Source organism: Mucilaginibacter sp. A3364 (assembly GCF_059690715.1).
In genome coordinates this window covers 111,526-131,801 of sequence record NZ_JCAWED010000001.1, presented here as the reverse complement: position 1 = coordinate 131,801, position 20,276 = coordinate 111,526, and the positions used below count along the sequence as shown (strand labels likewise).

The 20,276-nt window shown below is 41.3% G+C and carries 20 protein-coding genes; 12 read left to right on the top strand and 8 right to left on the bottom strand.

The genetic code is table 11. The features are described 5' to 3' along the window. The first annotated feature begins 260 nt into the window (after nucleotides 1-260). The 7 genes from AC59JT_RS00485 (at nucleotide 261) to AC59JT_RS00455 (ending at nucleotide 7,265) form a co-directional block, all read left to right on the top strand. Nucleotides 261-539: a helix-turn-helix domain-containing protein gene (locus AC59JT_RS00485; RefSeq protein WP_497395017.1), complete on the top strand. Its 279-nt coding sequence runs from the start codon at nucleotides 261-263 to the stop codon at nucleotides 537-539. A 2-nt stretch (nucleotides 540-541) separates the two neighbouring features. Then, nucleotides 542-1,333, top strand: coding sequence for a hypothetical protein (locus AC59JT_RS00480; protein WP_497395015.1), 792 nt, complete (start codon nucleotides 542-544; stop codon nucleotides 1,331-1,333). A gap of 101 nt (nucleotides 1,334-1,434) precedes the next feature. After that, nucleotides 1,435-1,632, top strand: a complete 198-nt coding sequence (locus AC59JT_RS00475; RefSeq protein ID WP_497395013.1) for a hypothetical protein — start codon at nucleotides 1,435-1,437, stop codon at nucleotides 1,630-1,632. Between the two features lie 70 nt (nucleotides 1,633-1,702). Then, nucleotides 1,703-3,205 carry a type IV secretory system conjugative DNA transfer family protein gene (locus AC59JT_RS00470; RefSeq protein ID WP_497395011.1) on the top strand — a complete coding sequence of 501 codons (1,503 nt, stop codon included), beginning with the start codon at nucleotides 1,703-1,705 and terminating at the stop codon, nucleotides 3,203-3,205. Between the two features lie 26 nt (nucleotides 3,206-3,231). After that, the gene (locus tag AC59JT_RS00465; RefSeq protein WP_497395009.1) at nucleotides 3,232-3,987 is read left to right on the top strand and encodes a hypothetical protein; all 756 of its coding nucleotides are present in this window, start codon (nucleotides 3,232-3,234) and stop codon (nucleotides 3,985-3,987) included. Nucleotides 3,988-4,177: 190 nt separating this feature from the next. Then, nucleotides 4,178-6,892, top strand: a complete 2,715-nt coding sequence (mobF, locus tag AC59JT_RS00460; protein WP_497395007.1) for a MobF family relaxase — start codon at nucleotides 4,178-4,180, stop codon at nucleotides 6,890-6,892. Next, nucleotides 6,882-7,265, top strand: coding sequence for a hypothetical protein (locus AC59JT_RS00455; RefSeq protein ID WP_497395005.1), 384 nt, complete (start codon nucleotides 6,882-6,884; stop codon nucleotides 7,263-7,265). The genes mobF and AC59JT_RS00455 overlap by 11 nt, the downstream gene beginning before the upstream one ends. Nucleotides 7,266-7,302: 37 nt before the next feature. On the opposite strand, the gene AC59JT_RS00450 is transcribed toward AC59JT_RS00455, so the two are convergent. The 6 genes from AC59JT_RS00450 to AC59JT_RS00425 all read right to left on the bottom strand — a co-directional run bounded on the left by AC59JT_RS00450 (nucleotide 7,303) and on the right by AC59JT_RS00425 (nucleotide 13,266). Further along, the gene (locus tag AC59JT_RS00450; protein WP_497395003.1) at nucleotides 7,303-7,674 is read right to left on the bottom strand and encodes a DUF2958 domain-containing protein; all 372 of its coding nucleotides are present in this window, start codon (nucleotides 7,672-7,674) and stop codon (nucleotides 7,303-7,305) included. A gap of 252 nt (nucleotides 7,675-7,926) precedes the next feature. Next, entirely contained in the window at nucleotides 7,927-8,721 is a 795-nt protein-coding gene (locus AC59JT_RS00445; RefSeq protein WP_497395001.1) for a hypothetical protein, read from the bottom strand. Between the two features lie 785 nt (nucleotides 8,722-9,506). Continuing rightward, a complete protein-coding gene (locus AC59JT_RS00440) occupies nucleotides 9,507-10,388 on the bottom strand; it encodes an ArdC family protein (RefSeq protein ID WP_497394999.1) in 882 nt (293 codons plus the stop codon). A 266-nt stretch (nucleotides 10,389-10,654) separates the two neighbouring features. Further along, a complete protein-coding gene (locus AC59JT_RS00435; protein WP_497394997.1) occupies nucleotides 10,655-11,026 on the bottom strand; it encodes a DUF2958 domain-containing protein in 372 nt (123 codons plus the stop codon). A gap of 32 nt (nucleotides 11,027-11,058) precedes the next feature. Continuing rightward, nucleotides 11,059-12,315 carry a DNA (cytosine-5-)-methyltransferase gene (gene dcm, locus AC59JT_RS00430; RefSeq protein ID WP_497394995.1) on the bottom strand — a complete coding sequence of 419 codons (1,257 nt, stop codon included), beginning with the start codon at nucleotides 12,313-12,315 and terminating at the stop codon, nucleotides 11,059-11,061. 45 nt (nucleotides 12,316-12,360) lie between these two features. Beyond that, complete coding sequence (locus AC59JT_RS00425) at nucleotides 12,361-13,266, bottom strand: toprim domain-containing protein (RefSeq protein WP_497394993.1); 906 nt, start codon at nucleotides 13,264-13,266, stop codon at nucleotides 12,361-12,363. 722 nt (nucleotides 13,267-13,988) lie between these two features. Between AC59JT_RS00425 and AC59JT_RS00420 the strand changes: the two genes are divergently transcribed. Both AC59JT_RS00420 and AC59JT_RS00415 read left to right on the top strand, forming a co-directional pair. Continuing rightward, nucleotides 13,989-15,665, top strand: a complete 1,677-nt coding sequence (locus AC59JT_RS00420; RefSeq protein WP_497394991.1) for a hypothetical protein — start codon at nucleotides 13,989-13,991, stop codon at nucleotides 15,663-15,665. Between the two features lie 331 nt (nucleotides 15,666-15,996). Further along, on the top strand, nucleotides 15,997-17,286 hold the full coding sequence (locus tag AC59JT_RS00415) for a DUF6538 domain-containing protein (protein ID WP_497394989.1): 1,290 nt from the start codon (nucleotides 15,997-15,999) through the stop codon (nucleotides 17,284-17,286). Between the two features lie 112 nt (nucleotides 17,287-17,398). Here the strand turns inward: AC59JT_RS00415 and AC59JT_RS00410 are convergent, their stop codons facing one another. Then, the gene (locus AC59JT_RS00410) at nucleotides 17,399-18,280 is read right to left on the bottom strand and encodes an IPT/TIG domain-containing protein (RefSeq protein ID WP_497394987.1); all 882 of its coding nucleotides are present in this window, start codon (nucleotides 18,278-18,280) and stop codon (nucleotides 17,399-17,401) included. 8 nt (nucleotides 18,281-18,288) lie between these two features. Continuing rightward, a complete protein-coding gene (locus AC59JT_RS00405; protein ID WP_497394985.1) occupies nucleotides 18,289-18,681 on the bottom strand; it encodes a hypothetical protein in 393 nt (130 codons plus the stop codon). Between the two features lie 113 nt (nucleotides 18,682-18,794). Between AC59JT_RS00405 and AC59JT_RS00400 the strand changes: the two genes are divergently transcribed. From AC59JT_RS00400 to AC59JT_RS00390, 3 genes are all read left to right on the top strand, one after another. After that, nucleotides 18,795-19,031 (top strand): helix-turn-helix domain-containing protein, encoded by a 237-nt coding sequence (locus AC59JT_RS00400; protein WP_497394983.1) that lies wholly within the window; start codon nucleotides 18,795-18,797, stop codon nucleotides 19,029-19,031. A gap of 103 nt (nucleotides 19,032-19,134) precedes the next feature. Further along, nucleotides 19,135-19,482 (top strand): hypothetical protein, encoded by a 348-nt coding sequence (locus AC59JT_RS00395; protein WP_497394981.1) that lies wholly within the window; start codon nucleotides 19,135-19,137, stop codon nucleotides 19,480-19,482. Between the two features lie 97 nt (nucleotides 19,483-19,579). Next, complete coding sequence (locus tag AC59JT_RS00390) at nucleotides 19,580-20,275, top strand: SOS response-associated peptidase (protein WP_497394979.1); 696 nt, start codon at nucleotides 19,580-19,582, stop codon at nucleotides 20,273-20,275. Nucleotide 20,276: the final 1 nt, after the last annotated feature.

The window sequence follows — 20,276 nt, the reverse complement described above, 5'->3', positions numbered from 1 at the left end:
ATTAGTGCCAATAAGATTGTATATACATAACACATTATCAGGAATTGTCAAGAGTTATTAGGTCAACAGTATAGTGATGGGAAATAACCATAAGTCCACGGAACACTGGGAGCTAGCCGTAATAGAACCAGCCTCAAACATATCGTCGTATGACGTTTGGAACGTGCTAAGCGGACTTGATTGCATTTCCGGATCAGTTACACCGCCAAAACCAGACCTATCAGATAAACAAGAAAATATAGACATCAACCCAATAGAGAATGGAGAATAATACGCTAGAGGCGAAATTTATTTGCCTGAAAGAACCGGACTTCTTAGTCCTTGTAGAAACACTTTACGAACGTCTTAAAGGAAAAGACAAAGGTGACAAGTGGATAAGCGGAGAAATTGTGATGTCCCTCTTGGGAATATCAAGTTCGACAACATTACAAAAGATCCGGGATACTGGTGCTCTTAGAGTTTCTTACATCAGCCCTAAAATCATCTTATATGATCGTGAATCAGTAGACGAATATTTAGAAAGTAAAGCACGTAAATAATCATGGCACTAACAGAAGAAGAAAAACGGATGGCACGGGCCTACAACATTGGTTACATGCTTAGCTCTTACGAACCCGCGTTGATGCAGAAGATAATTAAGAGCAACTCAAAAAACGAATTTGTGAAGATGATGCAGGTTGGACGAGATCATCACCATTTCAATGCCAACGTGCCGCGCAAGGATAATACAAGAGAATTTCGCAATGGCTTTTTTAATGGCAGGACGTTAAGCCAGCATGACCCAAAGCAAATTGGCCATCTATTGGACACTAAGAAGTTGAACAAAGATTACAGGCGGGGTTTAGAGGTTGCCAGTAAAGAACACGCAATTCTTACCGTACATGAAAAAATGAAGCAAGAGCAAGCGGTATCCAGCGATGTTAAAAAAGGGCCCGAGTTTAATAAAGGATTCAATGTCGGATACAGATTGAGCCAGGGTCACAAAACTGCCCTTAAGAATGCAGTGGAAAGCCACGATAAATATAGCGGCTACATTGACGGAATAAAGCATGGTATGGAGCAATACAACTCCGATCTGGTTGCCCTACATAGCAAAGATCCCAAAGGACGGATATTTCAAGACTATTCGGACTTATCACCGAAGGACCGGGTCGATCTACAAGGCAGTATCCAACGCCTGTATAACGGTGTAGATGCTCAAAATAAGGCGCTTCAGGCTGAGCATGGTTTTAAAAGTATTCCTGCCCCTAAAGGGCAAAATAAAAAGACACCTGCTAACGATGTGCTGAAACCAAACAAAACGAAAACTAAAAACAAAGGCCTAGATAGGTAACAGAATATTGCGCAATTGGGTAACACGCCGAATACCACAACATCAGGCCAGCGTATCCGAAAAGCTGAAAAAGAGTAGGACAACGATTTAATCATAATGTTATGAGTAATCACGAAAGTTCTCGCAAAGCTGCGGGGTATGTTCGGTCATCACAAGATGAGGACAAATGGATAAACAAGTCTAATGGTCATTGGATCAAAGACCATGACGGTGGCAGTACAACTTTTAGCACATCTCGCCATAATACTTACGGCGCTGGTATGTCGCAAAAGGAGCACGACGACCGCCTTAAAAAGTAACTTGATTGACTCTGCTTCAGACGTGAGGCAGGGTCATTATCAACTCTTCTTTAAAAAAAATCTTAAAAATATGACTTCTTTTGATTTGAATGCCAAGCTCTTGCAGTTTGGCAAAGGGGATAACTCATCCCAAAATTGGTGTATAAAACACTCAATACTTGGGGTGCAATGCTGGGGCAGCAACGGCTCGGGCAAAAGCTCTTCGATGAAAACTTTAGCCTTAAAGTACCTTCGTGCTGGCTTCGGTTTTGTGATCCTTTCGGCCAAATCCGAACGCGAGACCTGGGAAGAGTACGCAAAACTGGCTGGCCGTTCGAATGACTTAGTAATACTTGGCCCATCATCACAACACCGTTTTGACTTTCTAAGTTATTTGTCGGGTAAGCAAGCTGCTGGCGGTTTTACCATGAACCTCTTGAATATTTTAAAAGCCGTTATCAGAAGCGGCGATCAAAATTCAGGTGGAAAAGCCGATGATCCGTTTTGGGAGAAATCGTTAGACCTACTCCTTTATAATACTATATCGCTATGCCAATTAGCTTACAACCAGGTAAGCGTGCAACTGCTTTATGACATCGTACAGTCGGCTCCTAAAGGCGCTGACGAAGATACGGAAGTAGAACCCGAAGAAAACCCCAACAGTGCCTTCAACAGGGCTTTTGAAGCCATAAAACAATCCATTTCCGTTGACTATCAAGATTGGAAAGAAAAGTGGACTGATGGCGATAAGGCGATTTTTGAAGACCGGGAATTTTGCGAAAAATACTTTATCAAAAAATTTCCTAGGGCAAGGGATTTTAAGTTCGTCGAGCAATTCTTCAATGAGACGTTTAAAACGCTCGCTGAACGAACCAAAAGCATTATCCTACTATCGGTAAGCAATTTTCTTTTTCACCTGCTCCAAGACCCGATTTATTCACTTTTCTGTAGCGGTAAAACGACAATTACTCCTGAAGATAGTTTGGCCGGTAAACTCATACTAATTGACTTGCCAGTAAAAAAATATTTTCAAGCAGCAAGATCAGCGCAATTACTATTCAAATATATCTGGCAACTAAGTGTTGAAACGCGGGATATAGCCAAAAATGACAGGCCTGTTTGCCTTTGGAGCGACGAAAGTCATGAGTTTATTATGGAGCACGACGCAGCCTTTCAAGCTACCGCTCGCAGCTCACGCATCGCCCTCGTCTACATCGCACAAAATATACATCAGTATTACGGCGCTATGGGAGGACAAAAGTCTCAAGATAAGGTAGCTTCATTTCTCGCTACCCTGAATACAACTTTCTATTTTTCAAATAACTGTGTAACTACTAACAAAAGAGCTTCAGATATAATCGGCGATGAAACTATAATTGATCCAAGTCAATCAATAACCTACGCCAAAAATTTTTCGCATGCCAAATCATATAGCTTAAAGGATCAACGGCAACTCCGACCTGAAGCATTTAGTAGGCTTAAAACAGGCGGGCATCCTCACTGCATCGTTGAAGCATACATCCATGTGCAAGGCGACCCTTTATTCAATGGTAAAAACCATCAGAAAATCATGTTCAATCAGAATTATAAATAAGTATTAAAAACTAAAAATTAGAAATCATGAAAAAAACAAATGTCTATTTCGCAACCGTTGAAAAACGGACTAATGTATTCAAGGTAGCTTTTTTGACCTTTTTCCTTATCATCGGGTCTTGGCCAGTAGCAATTCTCGAAATTTTTACCCGTAAAAATCTCGGTGAGAGGCACTTTCTTTTAGCGCTAAATTTATTTCTGGCAGGCCTACTTGCAGCATACCCAGTAATTAAAATGCCTTACTTCATGTCTGTGATGGATGTTATCGGCGAGAATTTGACTTGGTACGCATTCATTGTAGCTATGTTAATTTTTTCTTTTAAACGCCAATTGGAAGTTAAACGCAACGTCGGCACTTATGACTTTGATCAATACAGTCTATCGAGCGGAGAAGTAAATGACTGGTTCTATAAATTTAGGCCGTTTGGAATAGCGCCAAATCCACACCTTATAGCGGTTTATTATGAGCCTGCAGTATTTCTGATTGCAGGGGTAGTCATGGCAATATTTAAACAAAGTATCGGCTATGTATTAATAGTTAGTAGCATCATCTACAGTTTAAATTGGGCCGCCCGATTTTACCTTGGCGATCAAGCATTGTTGGATGAAAACGACGAACGAATTGCGAATGAGGAAATGGTCAACACTTTCGTCGAAGGCTTAGGTCCGGATCAAACGAGGGGTTTTCAAATGCACACATCACGTCGTCCGAAAGATAAAGAAATGCGTCGTAAAGTCGCCGAAAGCTTAATGGATGAAGAACCGGCAGTTGAGGTCTTTTAACCAAACCCCTAACTCTTAGGGAAGATTGTCTGATTGAAAATAACACCCCTTTCCCTGACTTAGAACCTAACAAAGTTTAGGATAAAACTTATCCATATTGGACAAGTCAACTGGCGTTAACCAACGTTGATAAAGCGAGAAAGACGCCGGTTGATTTGCCAAATGGTAATACCATCACGCAATGATTCGAATGTTTGCCACAGTCAACTCTGCCCATGCTAAGGCATACTTTACAGAAAGCCTTCAGCCAACCCGATATTACGTCTCCAGCCAAGAGCTTCAAGGCCATTTCTATGGTTTAGCTGCCCAAAGACTAGGTATAAATGTCGTTGCCGATCGCGATACCTTTTTCGCTCTATGCGAAAATCAACACCCAATTTTAGGGGGTAATCTAACACCCCGTACAAAAGAAAAACGCACAGTATTTTATGATATCTCTTACCACTGCCCCAAGTCGGTATCCGTACTTCACTGCCTGAGCAAAGATGATCACATTTTACAAAGTTTCCAAAGCGCGGTGCGTGATACCATGGCCGAAATGGAACGTGATATGCTTACTCGTGTTCGCAAAAACGGCAAGGACGAAAATAAGCACACGGGAGAAATGGTTATTGCCGAATTTATACATCAAACTGCAAGGCCATCAAAATTTGGTGTTAGTGATCCGCATTTGCATTGCCACAATTCAGTATTTAACGTTACGTGGGACTCAGCCGAGGGCCGCTACAAGGCTGGAAATTTCCAAGAGATCATGCGCAGCTTGCCAATGTACCAACAGCGATTTCATAAGCGTCTCGCCGATAATCTAATGGCACTTGGGTATAAAGTTCGGAAAACAAAAACTGCCTTCGAAGTTGTAGGCGTTCCAGTCCATGTCCTCGAACATTTTGGTAAACGAACAAGTGAGATCGGCCAATTTGCTGCCGAGCACGGAATCACTGACGAAAAAACCTTAGATCAATTAGGCCAGCGAACTCGCGGCAAAAAGCAAAAAGATTTAACCATGGCCGAGCTTCAAGATGAATGGCGTAGACAAATACGCGAAATTTCAGTTGGTAAGGAAACTTTAGGCGAGGCAGTGATCCGCCACAGAGATAAAACTATGAGTCATAAGCTCGTACCGCAACAAACCGTAGATTATGCCGCAAAGCATGTTTTTGAGCGTTTATCTACCATTGACGAAAGACGGCTCCTAGAGCATGCCTATCGTTTAACCGTGGGCAACAACTCCATAAGTTTAGATGATATCGACAATGCTTATAATAGCGATCAATCCTTTATCCGTGTTCAAAAAGGCTTTCAAAAAATCTGCACAAAAAAATCAGTACTAGCCGAAGAAAAAGAAATGGTATTGCTCGCCCGAAACGGCCAAAACAAATTCAGGCCATTGTACAGCCAATTGCCCGATATTGATTTGGACGGCCAGCAAAAAACTGCGGTAAGCAACATATTAACTAGTCCGAATATGGTTTCCATCGTTCGTGGCGCTGCGGGTGCCGGTAAAACAACATTACTTACCGAGTTGGACAAACACCTCAAGGCCGCAGGTAAAGAAGCCGTTTACGTTGCGCCGACGGCGCAATCTGTACGGGAGGTATTAATGAAAGAGGGCTTTAACAATTCCGAAACAGCCGCCCGCCTTATCATCAGCAAAGATGTACAAGACAAAATCCAAGATCAAGTGCTAGTCGTGGATGAATCCGGACTTTTAGGAACCAAAGATATGAGAACGCTCCTGCAACTCACGACGCAAAAAAATGCGCGCCTTGTCCTTTTAGGTGACCCGCTCCAACACAGCTCTGTGTCAAGGGGTGATGCCATGAAAATTTTGATTGATGTTGGCAAAATCAAACCTGCGGAAGTGAATAAAATACGCCGCCAACAAAACGAAACATATCGAGCTGCGGTACAGGATTTGGCAAACGGAAATGTAAATGCAGCTTTCGGAAAACTCGACGAAATAGGTTCAATCCGTCAAATTGACCCGCTAAACCCAAACGCTGAGTTAGTTGCCGATTACATTTCAGCCGCAAAAAGTAAAGCAAGCGTTTTGGTAATATCCCCAACCCACAAACAGGGCGAGGCAATTACACGTGACATCCGAAACGAGTTACAGCAAATCGGATTATTGGATAAAAAAGAAAAATCGTTTTTAAAGCTTGCGAACCTTAATCTTACGGAAGCTCAAAAATCAAATGCTCGAAGTTATCAGGTCGGTAATATTGTCCAATTTGACCTTGACGCACCAAGTATCAAGCGCGGTTCAGTTTGGGCGGTTAAAAGCGTCGAAAACGAGATCATTGCCATTACAAATAAGCAAGGCAGGGAAATCGCCCTACCATTAAATAAGGCCAAGGCTTTTTCACTATACGAGCCTATTACTCTAAACCTCGCCAAAGGTGACAAAGTTCGGGTAACTAAAAATGGACATGACAAAAACGAAAAGACACTAAGTAATGGGCAAATGTTCGAGGTAGTTTCCATTAGCAAAGCTGGTGAGATCAAATGCAAAAACAGGGAAAGTAAGTCTACATACGTACTCAGTTTCGAATACGGACATATCGACCATGCCTACTGTACGACATCACATTCGGTGCAAGGGAAAACCTGTGATCGGGCGTTGATATCTTTAACAGGAGCTACATTCCCCGCCGTTGATGCCAAGCTTTTTTATGTTGCCGCATCCCGTGGCCGTTATAGCGCAACCATTTATACCGATGATAAGGAACAACTATTGGAGTATGCCGAACGTGCGGGAGATCGTATGTCAGCTATGGAGTTAGTAGGACATCCACGTAAACAAATCTTTAATCCGCAGATAACTCCCGAAAAGCAACACGATAAAATTAACGCACCGAAACGCGAAAAACCGAACCTAAAGGCACGTTTAGAATATGAACCGTGATTTTTTATCAAATTTTGAGAAACAGGAAGAGCCTGTTGACGAAGATGTATCAAGCGAAGCGGTTGATGACTCCGATGTGGAATACAAGGCCGGAGAATTGGGGCGGTGCCTGTTTTTAGTTTGGCCCGACGGTAAACAATATTTTTTGGACTACAGCCGCCTTGACTCGGGATCTGTTAATCCTAACAATACCCATATGCAATTATCCTTCGGCCAAGAAGTTGTTGAGTTGGTAGGGGAACGATTAAACCCCTTATATAAGTCTATCGCGCTTCATTATAGAAAAACGGTGTACTGCGAAGATGCGCGATACAATGACCTTGTCTTAGACGATCCAGTGGTTAATGAGATTACTATTAAATCCAGTATATAACGGTTGCCGTCGTTTGACGACAACCGTTGAACTTAATTTATTCGACAAATTGAGATACTATAGTTTCATCGTCTACAATGTGCTCATATTGTCTAGCTGCTCTTGCATAAACGGATAGCGGATATTTGCCTTCGAAAAAATAATCACGTTCTACAAGCCGGAATCTGCCTGGGGAATGAAGCGATTTAATTTCTTCTACGTCAACGTATCCCAATTCTGGAAAACCTATACCTAGGTCGCAAAGACCAAAAGCAATGTTTGGATAATCTGGATTAAGTTCGCTAATGAGCCAACTACAATTGGTACTAGTAACAAAAATCCTGATTACTGGCGGGTAATCTTTATTTGGATTTTTATCGCTGCCATTGCTAATAAGCTTTGTATATTGTTTTTTGGTAATAAGTTTCATTTGTTTTCCCTTTCCTGTGGGGTGATTGGTTACAGGAAATGACCAACCGAAGTTTAAGCGAACGAACCGGCTGTTATTTTGCCTCGCGAGGAATGCCGCAGGCAGGGGAAAATAATAGTTGGTGGAGTGAGTGACTTCGGTTAATTTCCGATAGTAATCAATTACCCTGCTTTACAGGGAAGGCAAAACAAATGAAAAGCCACCTTACGATATGCAAGATGGCTTTTGAAGATTGATTAGATCAAGTTAGACTTACGATTGATTAGGTTTTATTGCCATTTCGTCCGCTTTCAAGGCTAACCTCTGCACATGCGGAAATAACAAGGATTCAACTAGCCCTAATGCATGATTACGCATAATTGGCAGACTAATCATTTTGGAGAACAGCAAATTGATGTAATGATCGGCACTCCATAATTTGCGTGTTGCCTCAGGATGTAACGGTTCCATCCGCTCAATGACGTTTTCAAAAGCACTCTCTGCCGTTTGAATGAATTTCAAGCTATTTTCAAAGTTAAGCGGCAGATAGTTGATGAGTTCGTCCTGATCCTGAGTTCTTATTTTACCTGATTTAATTGGTGTGACTACCTGGTGTTGTTTCTGACTTAAACGGTAATCAGGGAAAAAACTTTTGTGCCCTTCTACCTCGGCAAACACCTTAATAAAAACCTCTAGCCAAAATCCCGCTTCGTAGACGGCTTTATTATCCCTTTCTACACCTCGTTTGTAATCTTCCCATTCAACGACATTGATTTTATGCTGGTTTTCAAATAGCAGCTTTCCAAGCTCAAGCTCGACTTCTGTAGCTTTGCCTAATGCTGTCCATTTTTCAAAGCCTGCAAGCTTGGCAATCAAGTGCTGTGCGTTCATCAGGCTAAATTCCTTTTCATTAACCTCATAATCAAAAAATAGGCTGCCTACGTCGAAAAATCTGGGGGTGTAGCCGTAAACGTCCTCTTTAAGCATCGGATCATACGTTGACGTTTGGGTTTTAAAATCTTTGTAAAGATTTTTTGCTTGGAGTTTAAAAAATTCAATTGGTTTCATAACACAATACCTTTAATTGCGAGCTGTGTTATCCGATATGTTTAACGTTCGTAATCTTTGGTTGGATAACATCCCTCGCGGGGTTTGTATTATTTATTTATCCAATGGCTGATAAAATCTTTGCACGAACGAGCAGGCTTGCCAAAAAGCCCATACAATTATAACCACAAAAATTTAAAAAATCAAGCGTACCTAAAGGGATAAATTATGCAGTAAAAAAACGGCCTCGGTTTTGCAACCAAGGCCGTTTTTTTTAATAATAGTAATAATCTCGATGGTATCCGCGTCCACGCGATTTTTCACAAATTATATAATAGCCAGTCCGATTTACGAATTGAAAACCCGGAACGATGTATAATATATTGTTATCAGCTTCTATAACTGTCCAGACGACGGTAGGATCACAGCTACTAATAAAAGTGCGATCATCCTGTAACGGATTACCTTCGTCATTTTCAATTGGAACATATTTGCGTTCAAATAAATCATAGCAACCCACAGTTTTAAATCGGGTTTTACGACCCGGCACGTGCTGTTTTTCGTGAAAGTTGTTTGACATTGGTTTTTCCTTTTCTCTTAAATTGATGGTTACAGGAAACATCTCTACCGAGGTATAAGGGAACGAACCGGCTGTTAATTTGTGCGCGAGGAGCCGTAGGCGGGGAAATTAATAGTTGGTGGAGTGACTGGCCTCGGTAGGTTTCCGACAAAAAACCTTCATTTTAAGAGAAAAGGAAAAACCTAAATTTAAAACCGCCTGAACAATTGCCCAGGCGGCTCTTTGGTTAAACTGGTTGCGGTTGTAAGTTGCACAGATAATTGAAGGCTGTGGAGGCCTGACCTGCAGCACTGATTAACAGCCCCTTGTTGTCTTTGAGGGCTTTAAGCCAAGTTGCGATATAGGCTGCATGGTCGCCCTTCTCCAAGGTAGAAATACCGAAATCAGCACAGGCGAACGCCGCACCAAACTCTGCGACAAGTTCTTCAAACGCATATGCATGTTCTCCAAATTTTTGACCTATAGTGCGATCCAAGCGGTGCTTAGCACCTGTCCAGTGATGAAGTTCATGTAACAATGTCGAGTAAAACCCTTCAATATCCGTGCAGGTCGGTGTATCAATAAACTTCTCATGAAAAGGCATTAAGATCTTGTCATCGACAGGCCGGTAACATGCGCCGCCATCGTGGGATTCAATCAAGGCTCCGGTGTTTGCAACAAACTCATCAATGGCTACAGATTTCTCAATTAACTGTGACGGCGTGGGTTTGACGTATGGCACAGGTGGAGTGTCTTTCCAACTTTGAAGTTGGCATCGGTTATATACCCAATATCTCTTTAAATATGCGTGTCTGACTATTTCATCGTCGGCATCTTTTTCGATTGGTTCGTATTTTACGATCATCGCTTTGCGCTGGCCTTCGCCTTTGCGAATATATTCACCTAATGAATTCCAATGATTGAATGTACCCCATTCATTTGTTTGGAAACCATGTTTAAGTGTCGAAGACCAAAGTAAAAGGGCATTGATGCCTCGATACTTATTTCCTGATACAGCATTGTAAGGTAGGCCATTTAGGAGAGAATCTGCACCTTTCCAAGGTTGTTGCCACGGAATTACCCCATTTTCAAGCTGTTCAATAATTGTGTCGGTTACAAGTTGTTTCACATCGATGTATGAAGTTGTTTTGTATGTTGTTTGAGTTGCATGTGTCATTTGATTTCCTTTTCTGTGGAGTTGATGGTTACTGGGGATGGCCAACCGAAGGCATAGCGACGTGTCAAATGTTATTTTGGATGGGCGAGTGAATGCCGTAGGCAGAGAGAAAATAATGTTTGATGCGGAGCGGCTTCGGTTAATCACCGCTCCGTAACCTTCTACTCATTAGAGAAAAGGCATTTCAAATACTTGCTATAAACCCAAGAAATGAAGCTTCACAAGGTTGGATAAAAGCTGCTTACAATTTTTTCATCAGTAATGATTTGTTGTAATTCGCGAGCTGCTGATTGGTAGGCAGACATTGGATAATTACCTGTAAACGTCTCATCAGATTTGAGCTTGATGCCTTTCGCTGTATTTTCAGCATCTAGTATTTCCGGTAGATAACAATATCCTAGTTCAGGGAAACCCATACCGAGATCGCAAAGCCCAAAGGCAATACCAGGCTGATCTGCAAAAAGTTCACTCACAAGCCATACACAAGCCGTATTTGTCAAAAAAAGTTTAACCACCGGCTTATGATCGTTGTCAGGGGTTTTGCCGTTTTTTAGGAGTTGTTCACGTTGCTCTTTTGAAAAAAGTTGCATGCTTTATCCTTTTGTTGTTGAGAGGGGTAATATTATTCACTGATGCGTTTTGCGAGTTCAGTGCCGATACGTTCTACAACGCCGACGACTAATGCGTTTCCCATCAAGAAGCCGCGTTTTACATCTGAAACGCCTTGCGTAAAGTCATCAGGAAATGAGTTCAGCCGTTCCAGTTCTACTGGAGTCAAGCGTCGGTATCGTTGGGATGCTGTCCTGATGACATGGGTTGTGCGCGATGGGCTGGAGCTGCCCTCGGATGTGATTACAGTTCGCGATGGTTTATCCAAGGCATCAGGAAACGGCATCGCGCCTTCTTTGTAATAATAAATTGCTCCATCCGATTTACGGACGCGCTTCTCATTCTTTCCGGCTTTATATTTTCGCCACTTAGAAAGCCGACTACGGCCGATATAAAACTTTGCAGGTACGAGCTTCTCTTGTTGCAACACGGAATCTATATCCGTCAATTTGCCACAAAAGTTTGGCACGACTTTGCCCGTCGTGACCTGGCCTTGTTTAACGATGCCCGCATTTTCAAACAGTCGGTTCTTGCTGTCAAAAACTGCATCATTGAGGTGAAATGAATTAAATGACACCTCCTCGCTTGCTATCGGAAAGGCGTTTGTCAAAACACCTTTTTTGAGCAGCCACTCTTGTAACTCAATTCGTGAAGCAAGTTTCGATCTCGCATGATACGCAAGGATAAATACACGCCTGCGGCGTTGTGGAAATCCATATTCAGCAGCATTGATAACCCGCCACTCAACCGTGTAACCAAGACGATTAAGCGAAGATAATATCGAGTGAAAATCCTGCCCGTTACGTGAGGTCAAAAGTCGATCGACGTTTTCTAATAGCAAATATTTGGTCGGCTTGTCGGCCAATAAATTTGCTTCGAGAATACGGTGAATCTGCCACCACAATATGCCTTTGCGCCCTTCTAGCCCTGCACTGCGATTTCTTGGGTTGGCAATGGAAAAGTCCTGGCATGGAAACCCTCCAACTAATAGGTGATGATGGGGCACATCTTTAGCGGCAACAGTAGTGATGTCTTCGTTAACGTGACCATCACCGCCGAAGCGCTTAACATAGATTTTCGAGGTATGTTGTGCCTTTGTTGCAGGCTCAAACTGATTGCTCCAAACGGTCCGGTAGTTACTTCGCAATCTTCGTTTATATCGGCTTATAGCAGAATTGCCGTTGTAGCCTTCTAAGCCAAGGCGAAATCCGCCAACTCCGGCAAATAACTCGGCGACACGGATGTGCTTGATCTTTTTGATTGTTGTCAATTAATAGCCCCATAGTTGATTGATAGAAATTGTTGCCAATGAGTCTTAAGAAACAGCCGGTAGTCCTAACTTGTGCATACGCCAAGCATTCAGATCTTTATGTTCGATATAAAGATAGTTTAGCGGATGATGAAGTAGTCCCGGCTCGGTTTTGATAAACTCTTCAAAGCGCTCTCGCGCTGCCGCGCCTGTTTGGTCATTATCCAGCCATGTATAGGCAACTTTGTAGCCGTAGTTTTTGATGTACCGGATAGCATGATCAACACAAGCAACAGAATTGAGAACAATAATGTCATGCTCTTTCTTGCCATTTTTAATTGTTAGATATGTGAGGAAATCCAGAAAACCTTCGAAAATCATGACGCCATTAGGCTTAGGTTTATCTGCTCGGATGAACGAGATAGTCTTCGGTGCCACACAACTTTTCGCGAATTTATTTCGTAGTTCAAAGCCACCATCTACGTTTTCAAACCCGAGTGCATACATTTTGGTAAGCGTGTTTCGCTTACGAACATATACTTCGCAAACATATCGTTTTGCTAATTCAGGATTAATACCCCGTTGTTTCAAATATCGGATTAATGCCAAGTCTTCCAGGTCATTGATACGGATGATTTTCCACTTGCTCTTTTTATCTTTGACCGAATCGCGCGGCTTAAACTGATTTGGATCTAGGTTGGTGTTCCTAAACCATCGCAATGCGTCGGTTGGCAGATATCCGAACCCGCGAGCTTTTAGCATTTGCACTACTAATTCAAATGCATTACCACCGATGCCAGCACCATGATCGAACCATACGTTATCAGTTTTATCGACATGGAAACTGGGGGTATGTTCATTCCTTAGAGGGGAGTGATAAACCGCGTCGGTTTCGCTATCCTTTGCCGGTTGGAGTTCAAGTTTGTTCAAAATTTCGGCAATAGGAATTGCCTTCGCCTGCTCAATGTTCATTGGGCGCTCCTTGTAATATAGACTGTTTGTGTTTTTTAAGCGGTGCTACGCTCTAGCTTGTTTGAATAATTGCTGGTCAAGAAAATTGTCTAAAACCGATTTCAGGTAGTAGGATTTGCCACGATGCTTGACGGGTTTAAGGTCGTAAGTTTTTCTTGAATCCCAAGTCGACAATGAATTGGGCGATCGATTTATATATCGCGCAGCTTGTTTCCGATTTAAAAGTTGATCTCTTTTGCTTAACATTAAGTGCCTTCCGTTATCATTATGTTTTTTGCGTTGTGCGGGAGGCATGTCTTAAATCAATTCAACTTATGATTGCAAAGAAAAACGACAACATCAAAGGTGCAATATGTATATTCATACAGATGTATTTTTCACCATTTTCATCGTTGAAAAAAATCAAAATTGAGATCTGAGGTTTTTTCTTAATCTAAACTTTCACTTCAATTTAATTATTAGAGGTAGTTATGGTGACAAACGAAGAATTGAGTAAAGCTCATTTGGCGGCTGCGCATCTTGTCCAAAAGTTCGGTGACGAATACCTGATTTTTTTTGATCGGCTAAATCGAGAAATGGTGGAGGTAGACAAAAAACGTAATTTGAAAGCGCTTGCTCTAAACCTTATACAGCCGTTGTAAAACAATCTTAGTTTTTTTGAAATCCAGTCTAACAAACGTTAAATTAAATGATAACTTTAATACACTTATCGAAAATTTTTAATGACTTTTCCTCTACCACAAACCGGAGCAATCCTAGGCTATAAAGATTTATTCGGGGAACGCCATCCAAATCGATTGCAACTGATCCAGCATATTTCGCAAGACTGTTTAATTTTGGAGCTTGCGGGGTTAAATTACCGCTTATCAGGGACTGTAAAAAAGGCAGTCGATACATCTTTTGAGACACAAGCCAGTGAGCTTATGTGGTTTTGCGGGCGCATACCGTCCTTATATGATAAATATTCTACATTGTTAGACCAAGTTGCTCGCGGTAGACGGAGTTTGGTTTTTACTAGACAAGGCTGCCTTTTGGCAATGGAAGAACTTGTGCAAGCGGACGTGCCCATAATAGAAGGGTACAAAACCAACATCGATACATGGGAACCATTATTGCTTTACATTTTAGCTGTAAACGATGAATTACTTCTCCTACAAGGCTTAGAAAAAGACGAGCCAATAAACTTTGAGACTCTAAGCCCTAAATTGTTGCCTATTGCTGAATTATCACTCGTTAATGATCCATTCTATTCTGTTCACCGCGGTTTGAGTCTGATGGAATATCTATCAAATCATGCCGATACCTCGCAGGCTATAACCGAGTACTTTGAAAACACCTATGGCATTTCATTTGAACATTTCATATTCGAATTGCATCGCATGTGGATGGCGAATCAAAATCAAGTTGCACACTTAAGGTTCTTCTATCAGTTGAATCCCTTAAGTGGGGCAATTCCATTGTTCGACTCTTTATCACAAAAACGGGAAAGAAATGACATCCAAAAAATCATCACTTTACGCAAAAGCCCATTTGTAAAGTGGGGTGACGGTCAATATATTTTGACGGACATCAACGTTTTATTAGATAAAGCTTATTATCAATTTATAAACGACTTTTGGTTCGATCAGCTAAAAGGTACGTCATGGCCAGACGGTAGAGAAGCCACAATGCAAGACTTTAAATCTATCGTTGGTTATTTTTTTGAAAAATATATTTCTGAAAAACTTCAGCGCTCTTTCAAACATGCCCAAGGATATGTTATCCGCAAGTTTGACGAACTCAAGTATCCAACGAATGAAGGAACGAAAGAAGCAGGCGATATCTACGTTCGTGATCTTTCAAAAATTATGTTAGCTGAAGTAAAGTCTACCTCCCTGTATGATGAGGCACGATTTGGTGGAAGCGTGAACACTCTCTACCGTAATAATAGAAATCGTTTTTTCAAAGATTTCGGCATAGATCAGCTAGTTTATAATATCAAAAATTTAAGAACAAATTTAAAAGATATAGACCTTGGTCTTTCATTTGAAAAAAAAGTTAGAGTATGGCCGGTAATCGTTGTAAACGAACGTGCGTTTCAAACACCTGCAATGGCTCAGGTATTTAACAAGCGTTTTGATGAGCTTTTGAACGATTTTAATGACCGATCCATTTATGTATATCCTTTGACACTTATACATGTAAGCGATTTCGAGCAAATGGAGGCAGCACTCGAGAAAAATCCAAACCGAATTTGGCAACTGTTAACTAGCAATTTCAAGCAAAAGATAAAATTCATTCCCCCGTTTTACATCACACTTAATCGCAACGGCGTAAAAGCCAACTACGCGCATATCAAGGACCGGATTATACCGATGCTTCATAAGTATGAGCACCTACAGGAAGGTACTGATAATTAGATGGCGTAGTTTAACGGAGTGCCCGCAGACTGTTTTTACATTGACAAGCGAGATCATAGCTCTAAAATGCCTATAAGAACGTAATACAGATTGTCGTACAATCTTGTACAACAGTATAAAATTTCTTAACAATATCAATCAGATAGGTTTTTGATTTGCGCGATATCGAGGACTTCGCCCGCTCCAATTTTTCCCAATAAATTGAGAACGGTTTGTTATTATCGGCCACTTTATCGTTGATAAAGTTGATTAAAACCCGGTCATATCAAGATCAGCGAATAGTATCCAGCGCAAGTTTCCAAAACTTGTCGTACAAAATGGGGTACAATTCATGTATAATCTCACCTTGCGCGGTTCGACCTGGCAATTTTATCGACGGGTTCCCGTAAAATACAAAACCTACGACTCGCGTAGGTTTGTTCAAAAGTCCCTCCATACAAAATGCAAAAAAGAGGCAGAGCGGCGCGCAGGGGTAGAGCATACAAAGCTTATTGATTATTGGGAGAGCCTCGCTGCTACGGGCAAAAAACACACTCATGATGCATATGCTAACCTAGTAGAACGTGCAGCTATTCTGGGATTTCAATACTTGCCTAAACAAGAGATTGCAACCGGCAACCTAGAAGAATTGGTCAAGCGACTGCTTTTTATTTTCAATCAGCAATTCAATGAAAAGCAGACAGAAGCGGTTCTAGGAATTATTCCTGAACCACAGATCATGCTGTCCGACCTATTACCCAAATTTTGGGAATATAGACGAGAGGTAAGGATAGAAAAATCGGATGTGCAATATAAACGTTGGGCTAACCCTAGAAAATTAGCAATGAAATATTTTATACAAGTGGTTGGTGACAAGCCGGTTCAACAGTTAACCAGGGAGGATATGCTGAAATTTAAAGATTGGTGGATTGATAAGATTAACGGCGAAGAAAAGCTAAGCCCGAACTACGCTAATAAAGCAATGGACCAGGCTAAAAACATTATCGAAACGGTATGTGATAACCTGAAAATTAAGATTGACTCCCAGCACATCTTCAAAAAGCTATTCTTTAAGAAAAGCCGCAAACGTCGCGCATCCTTTACTACTGACCATATATTAAAGGTCCTCTTGGATGACCAAAAACGAGCTGGCATGAGCGATCACCACAAAAAGATGATGGATATATTCGCTGAAACAGGGATTCACCTTGATGAACTGGTTGGTATTCGTCCTGAAAATATTTTCTTAGACCATAAAATACCGCATGTGGTTGTCACTTCATATGAAAAGGATCAACTAAAGACAATTCACCGCGAAAGGGTAATGCCTTTGGTAGGTTTTGCATTGGATGGTTTCCGTGCATATCCGCAAGGATTTTCAGAAATCGTACGTAATGTGGATAGCGCTACAACTGTAATTGCAAAGTACTTACGTGAAAACGAAATGTTGCCGACTGAGAGGCATACACTTTATTCGTTACGGCATAGCTTCCAAGATCGCCTCACCAATAGCAAATGCCTAGATCGCATACAAACTGATTTGATGGGTCATGCATTCGCTGATAGAATAACTTATGGCGAAGGTGGAACCTTAGAAACCAAACTGGAGGAATTGAAAAAAATTCAACTAAAACCTGAATAAAACGAAACCCCGTCGCTCTTGCAGCTTCGGGGCTTCAACCTAAACCTTATCACAATATAAGCTTGCGCCTACACGGCCGTAAATATAATAAAGGGGTACTGTATAACTTTCCTTACTTCAAAGTGAATTTCAAATCACCTAACAAAATATCGTACACATCTATTGATTTTGCCCTCACTTTGACAGAACCTGTTTTTGCCTGTGTTGGTACTTTTACCCAAATTTCATTCGAAGTGACTTTTATTGCACTAGTGCCATATGTGTCGCCAAAGGTTATCTCCATATCACTTGCATTAGTAAACCCATATCCTGTAAATTTTACCGTATCACCGACAGCAGCAGTTTTAGGCGTATAGTCGCTTACCGATACACCGAACCTAATGTTGCCTTTACTGGTGGCAGACAAGCCACTACGGTACATTGTAACTTTTCCCTCTTTAGCATATCTCGGAACTACAACTCCGACAGTATACTGACCCAAATAATCTGCCTTTACGGGTGTTGTTCCGCCAAAAGAAACTGTGATATTGTTTTTATTTCCACTAAAACCGGAAGCAGGAAAATAAAACGAATGTCCCAATTGTGCTTGCATATCTTTTGCATCCGTAAATTCTAAATCGTCAAATGGTAAAGCGTCAAATTCTTCCTTACTTTCACCTAATGAATTATTTATTTGTACGGAAATTATACCACTTTCAGAAGCCTCAGTTGATTCAATAACAATGGCTGTAGGTGTTGCAGAAATCACCTTTGCCGAACCGGGTTTATGATTGATAAAGGCGTATGTATATCTAGCCTCTTCTATAAACCCGCTGCCTGTTATAGTGATCCTTGTACCCACTTTTCCAACTTTCGGGCTAAATCCAGTAATGACAATCGGCACTTTAATTTCTGGCTGGGGTTGTTCATTCGTCGGGGCTGCGGTTTCCGACTTTTTGCATGCTGTTAAAAACAAGCTTGATAGCAGTATTGCTGCTAAATAAAAATTCTTCATGATAATAATTAATAAAAACTTGGACCGCCAGCTTGACGTAGTGCTGTGCTTAACCGTTGACTAAAATTGGCAGCTTTTCCTTGACCGCCAGAAACCGTTATACGGTGGATAGGTTTTCTTAAATCGTCCACGGCGATCTCAACCATACCGACAGTCGATTTTAAAGCAGCTCCCATTCCTTGACCGCCTGATTGCGTTATCGTGTTAATACCTGTCACTTTATCGACATCATAGACTTTGCCTTTGATATCAATTGTACGGTCTTTGAAGTTTACGATAACACCCGCTTGTTTAAAATAATTATCATTAGCAGTGACCATGTTACTGGTGAACATATGCACTACCCTGTAAATCGCCACAATTATTGCGACGATAATTACTAAATATAAAATTGCTTCCATAGTAAAATTTTAGAGGTTATTAATTTATTGCCTAATAACCAAAGATATAAAGCAAATTTAATGTACGCAAATTTGCGTACATTAAATTTCTACATCTATCTCACATTTGACCTATGGCAGGTGGGGTAAAAAAGGTTGATATCAGTTTCCTTGCGTCGAACCTTAAACGGTTACGCCATGAAAAAGAATTGAGTATGCAGCAACTGGCGAACCTCGCCGAAATAGAAAAATCCCAAATTTCAAGAATAGAATATGGCGAGAGTGATCCGCGTCTATCGACAATAATTCAAATTGCGAACGCCCTTCAGGTTACTTTGCAAGAAATATTAAAGGATCACTCGCCGAAATAATCAATTTACATTTCAGAGACCGCATATAGTTTAAAGAAAATTTCTTTCGTTAATTTCATTTACTAATATTTTTAGCATAGCTTTGTGTATTAATTTAAGCTGTATGGAAAAATATAAGATTTCAATGGATCCTACTGATAAAAAGTCAGAAGTAGTTAGTTGCACAAAACGAGATATGTTCATGCGGGTTTTAAACAAGCCCATTGAAATACCGGAAGATATGTTGGGCCTAACTTTCACTCTGCATAGTGAAGGAATTGTGGCGTATGACTTTGTATTCGAAGTTTTATACCGTGACCTTGATAGCGACTTCTCAAAATGGGATATGGAACTATTTCAGGAGGCGGTAGCGCATTACTGCGTCCGTAATTTCGGTGAAGAACCGGACGGCTTAATATTGATTAATCAGCACAATTTTTATCCGTATGAACGCGGCCAAGTTGTTTATTAACCTACGAAGATAATCCTCAAGTAAAATCCTCGGTCAAGCCGTTTAAGTAGCAGCTAATTAACTTAGCTATTTTTCAATTTGATGGTATATTTGTAGTATGTGTACTAAAGCAGTTACCGTTAATGTGAGAGCGATGTCAGAAAAGCTCAACGTGCCTTTCGTTTCGCCACAATCTAAGCCGAGCGTGGATAAACGAGATGGCAGTGCTGATACGTTGCCAACTGATTTTATGCCAATAATTACGCTGAATCGTCCTCGCGAAATACAGTACATGCGCTGGGGTTTGGTGCCGCACTATGTAAGTGACCCTTCCCAAGCAGGAACGATGTTTAACGCCCGTGCGGAAACTCTGCTCGAAAAGCCTGCCTTTCGTGATTTAGTGATGACTACGCGTTGCCTGATATTAGATGAGGGCTTCTACGAGCGCGAAACACAAGGTGACGAAAAAGTAGAGTGGAAAATCGGTCCTGCTTTAGAAGATTATTTTTACAAAGCTGGCCTTTGGACAACTTGGAAAAGCCCAGGAAGCGGTGAAGTAGTAGAAAGCTTTACGATGATTACGTGTGATCCTGGTAATAGCGAATTTCGAAAAATTCATGATCGCATACCTATTATAATGACCAAAGAGGAGCGAAGACTATGGATGAATCCGTCTGCTACCAAAGACCAGGTAATGAGCTTGCTTCGGCCTTGTTCTGACGACATGTTGTCAATCACAGAATTTAGCCGCAAACCGATAAAGGCCACTCGCCCTAACAAAAAAAACGGCGAGGATTTCGGCCTATTCAATTAAT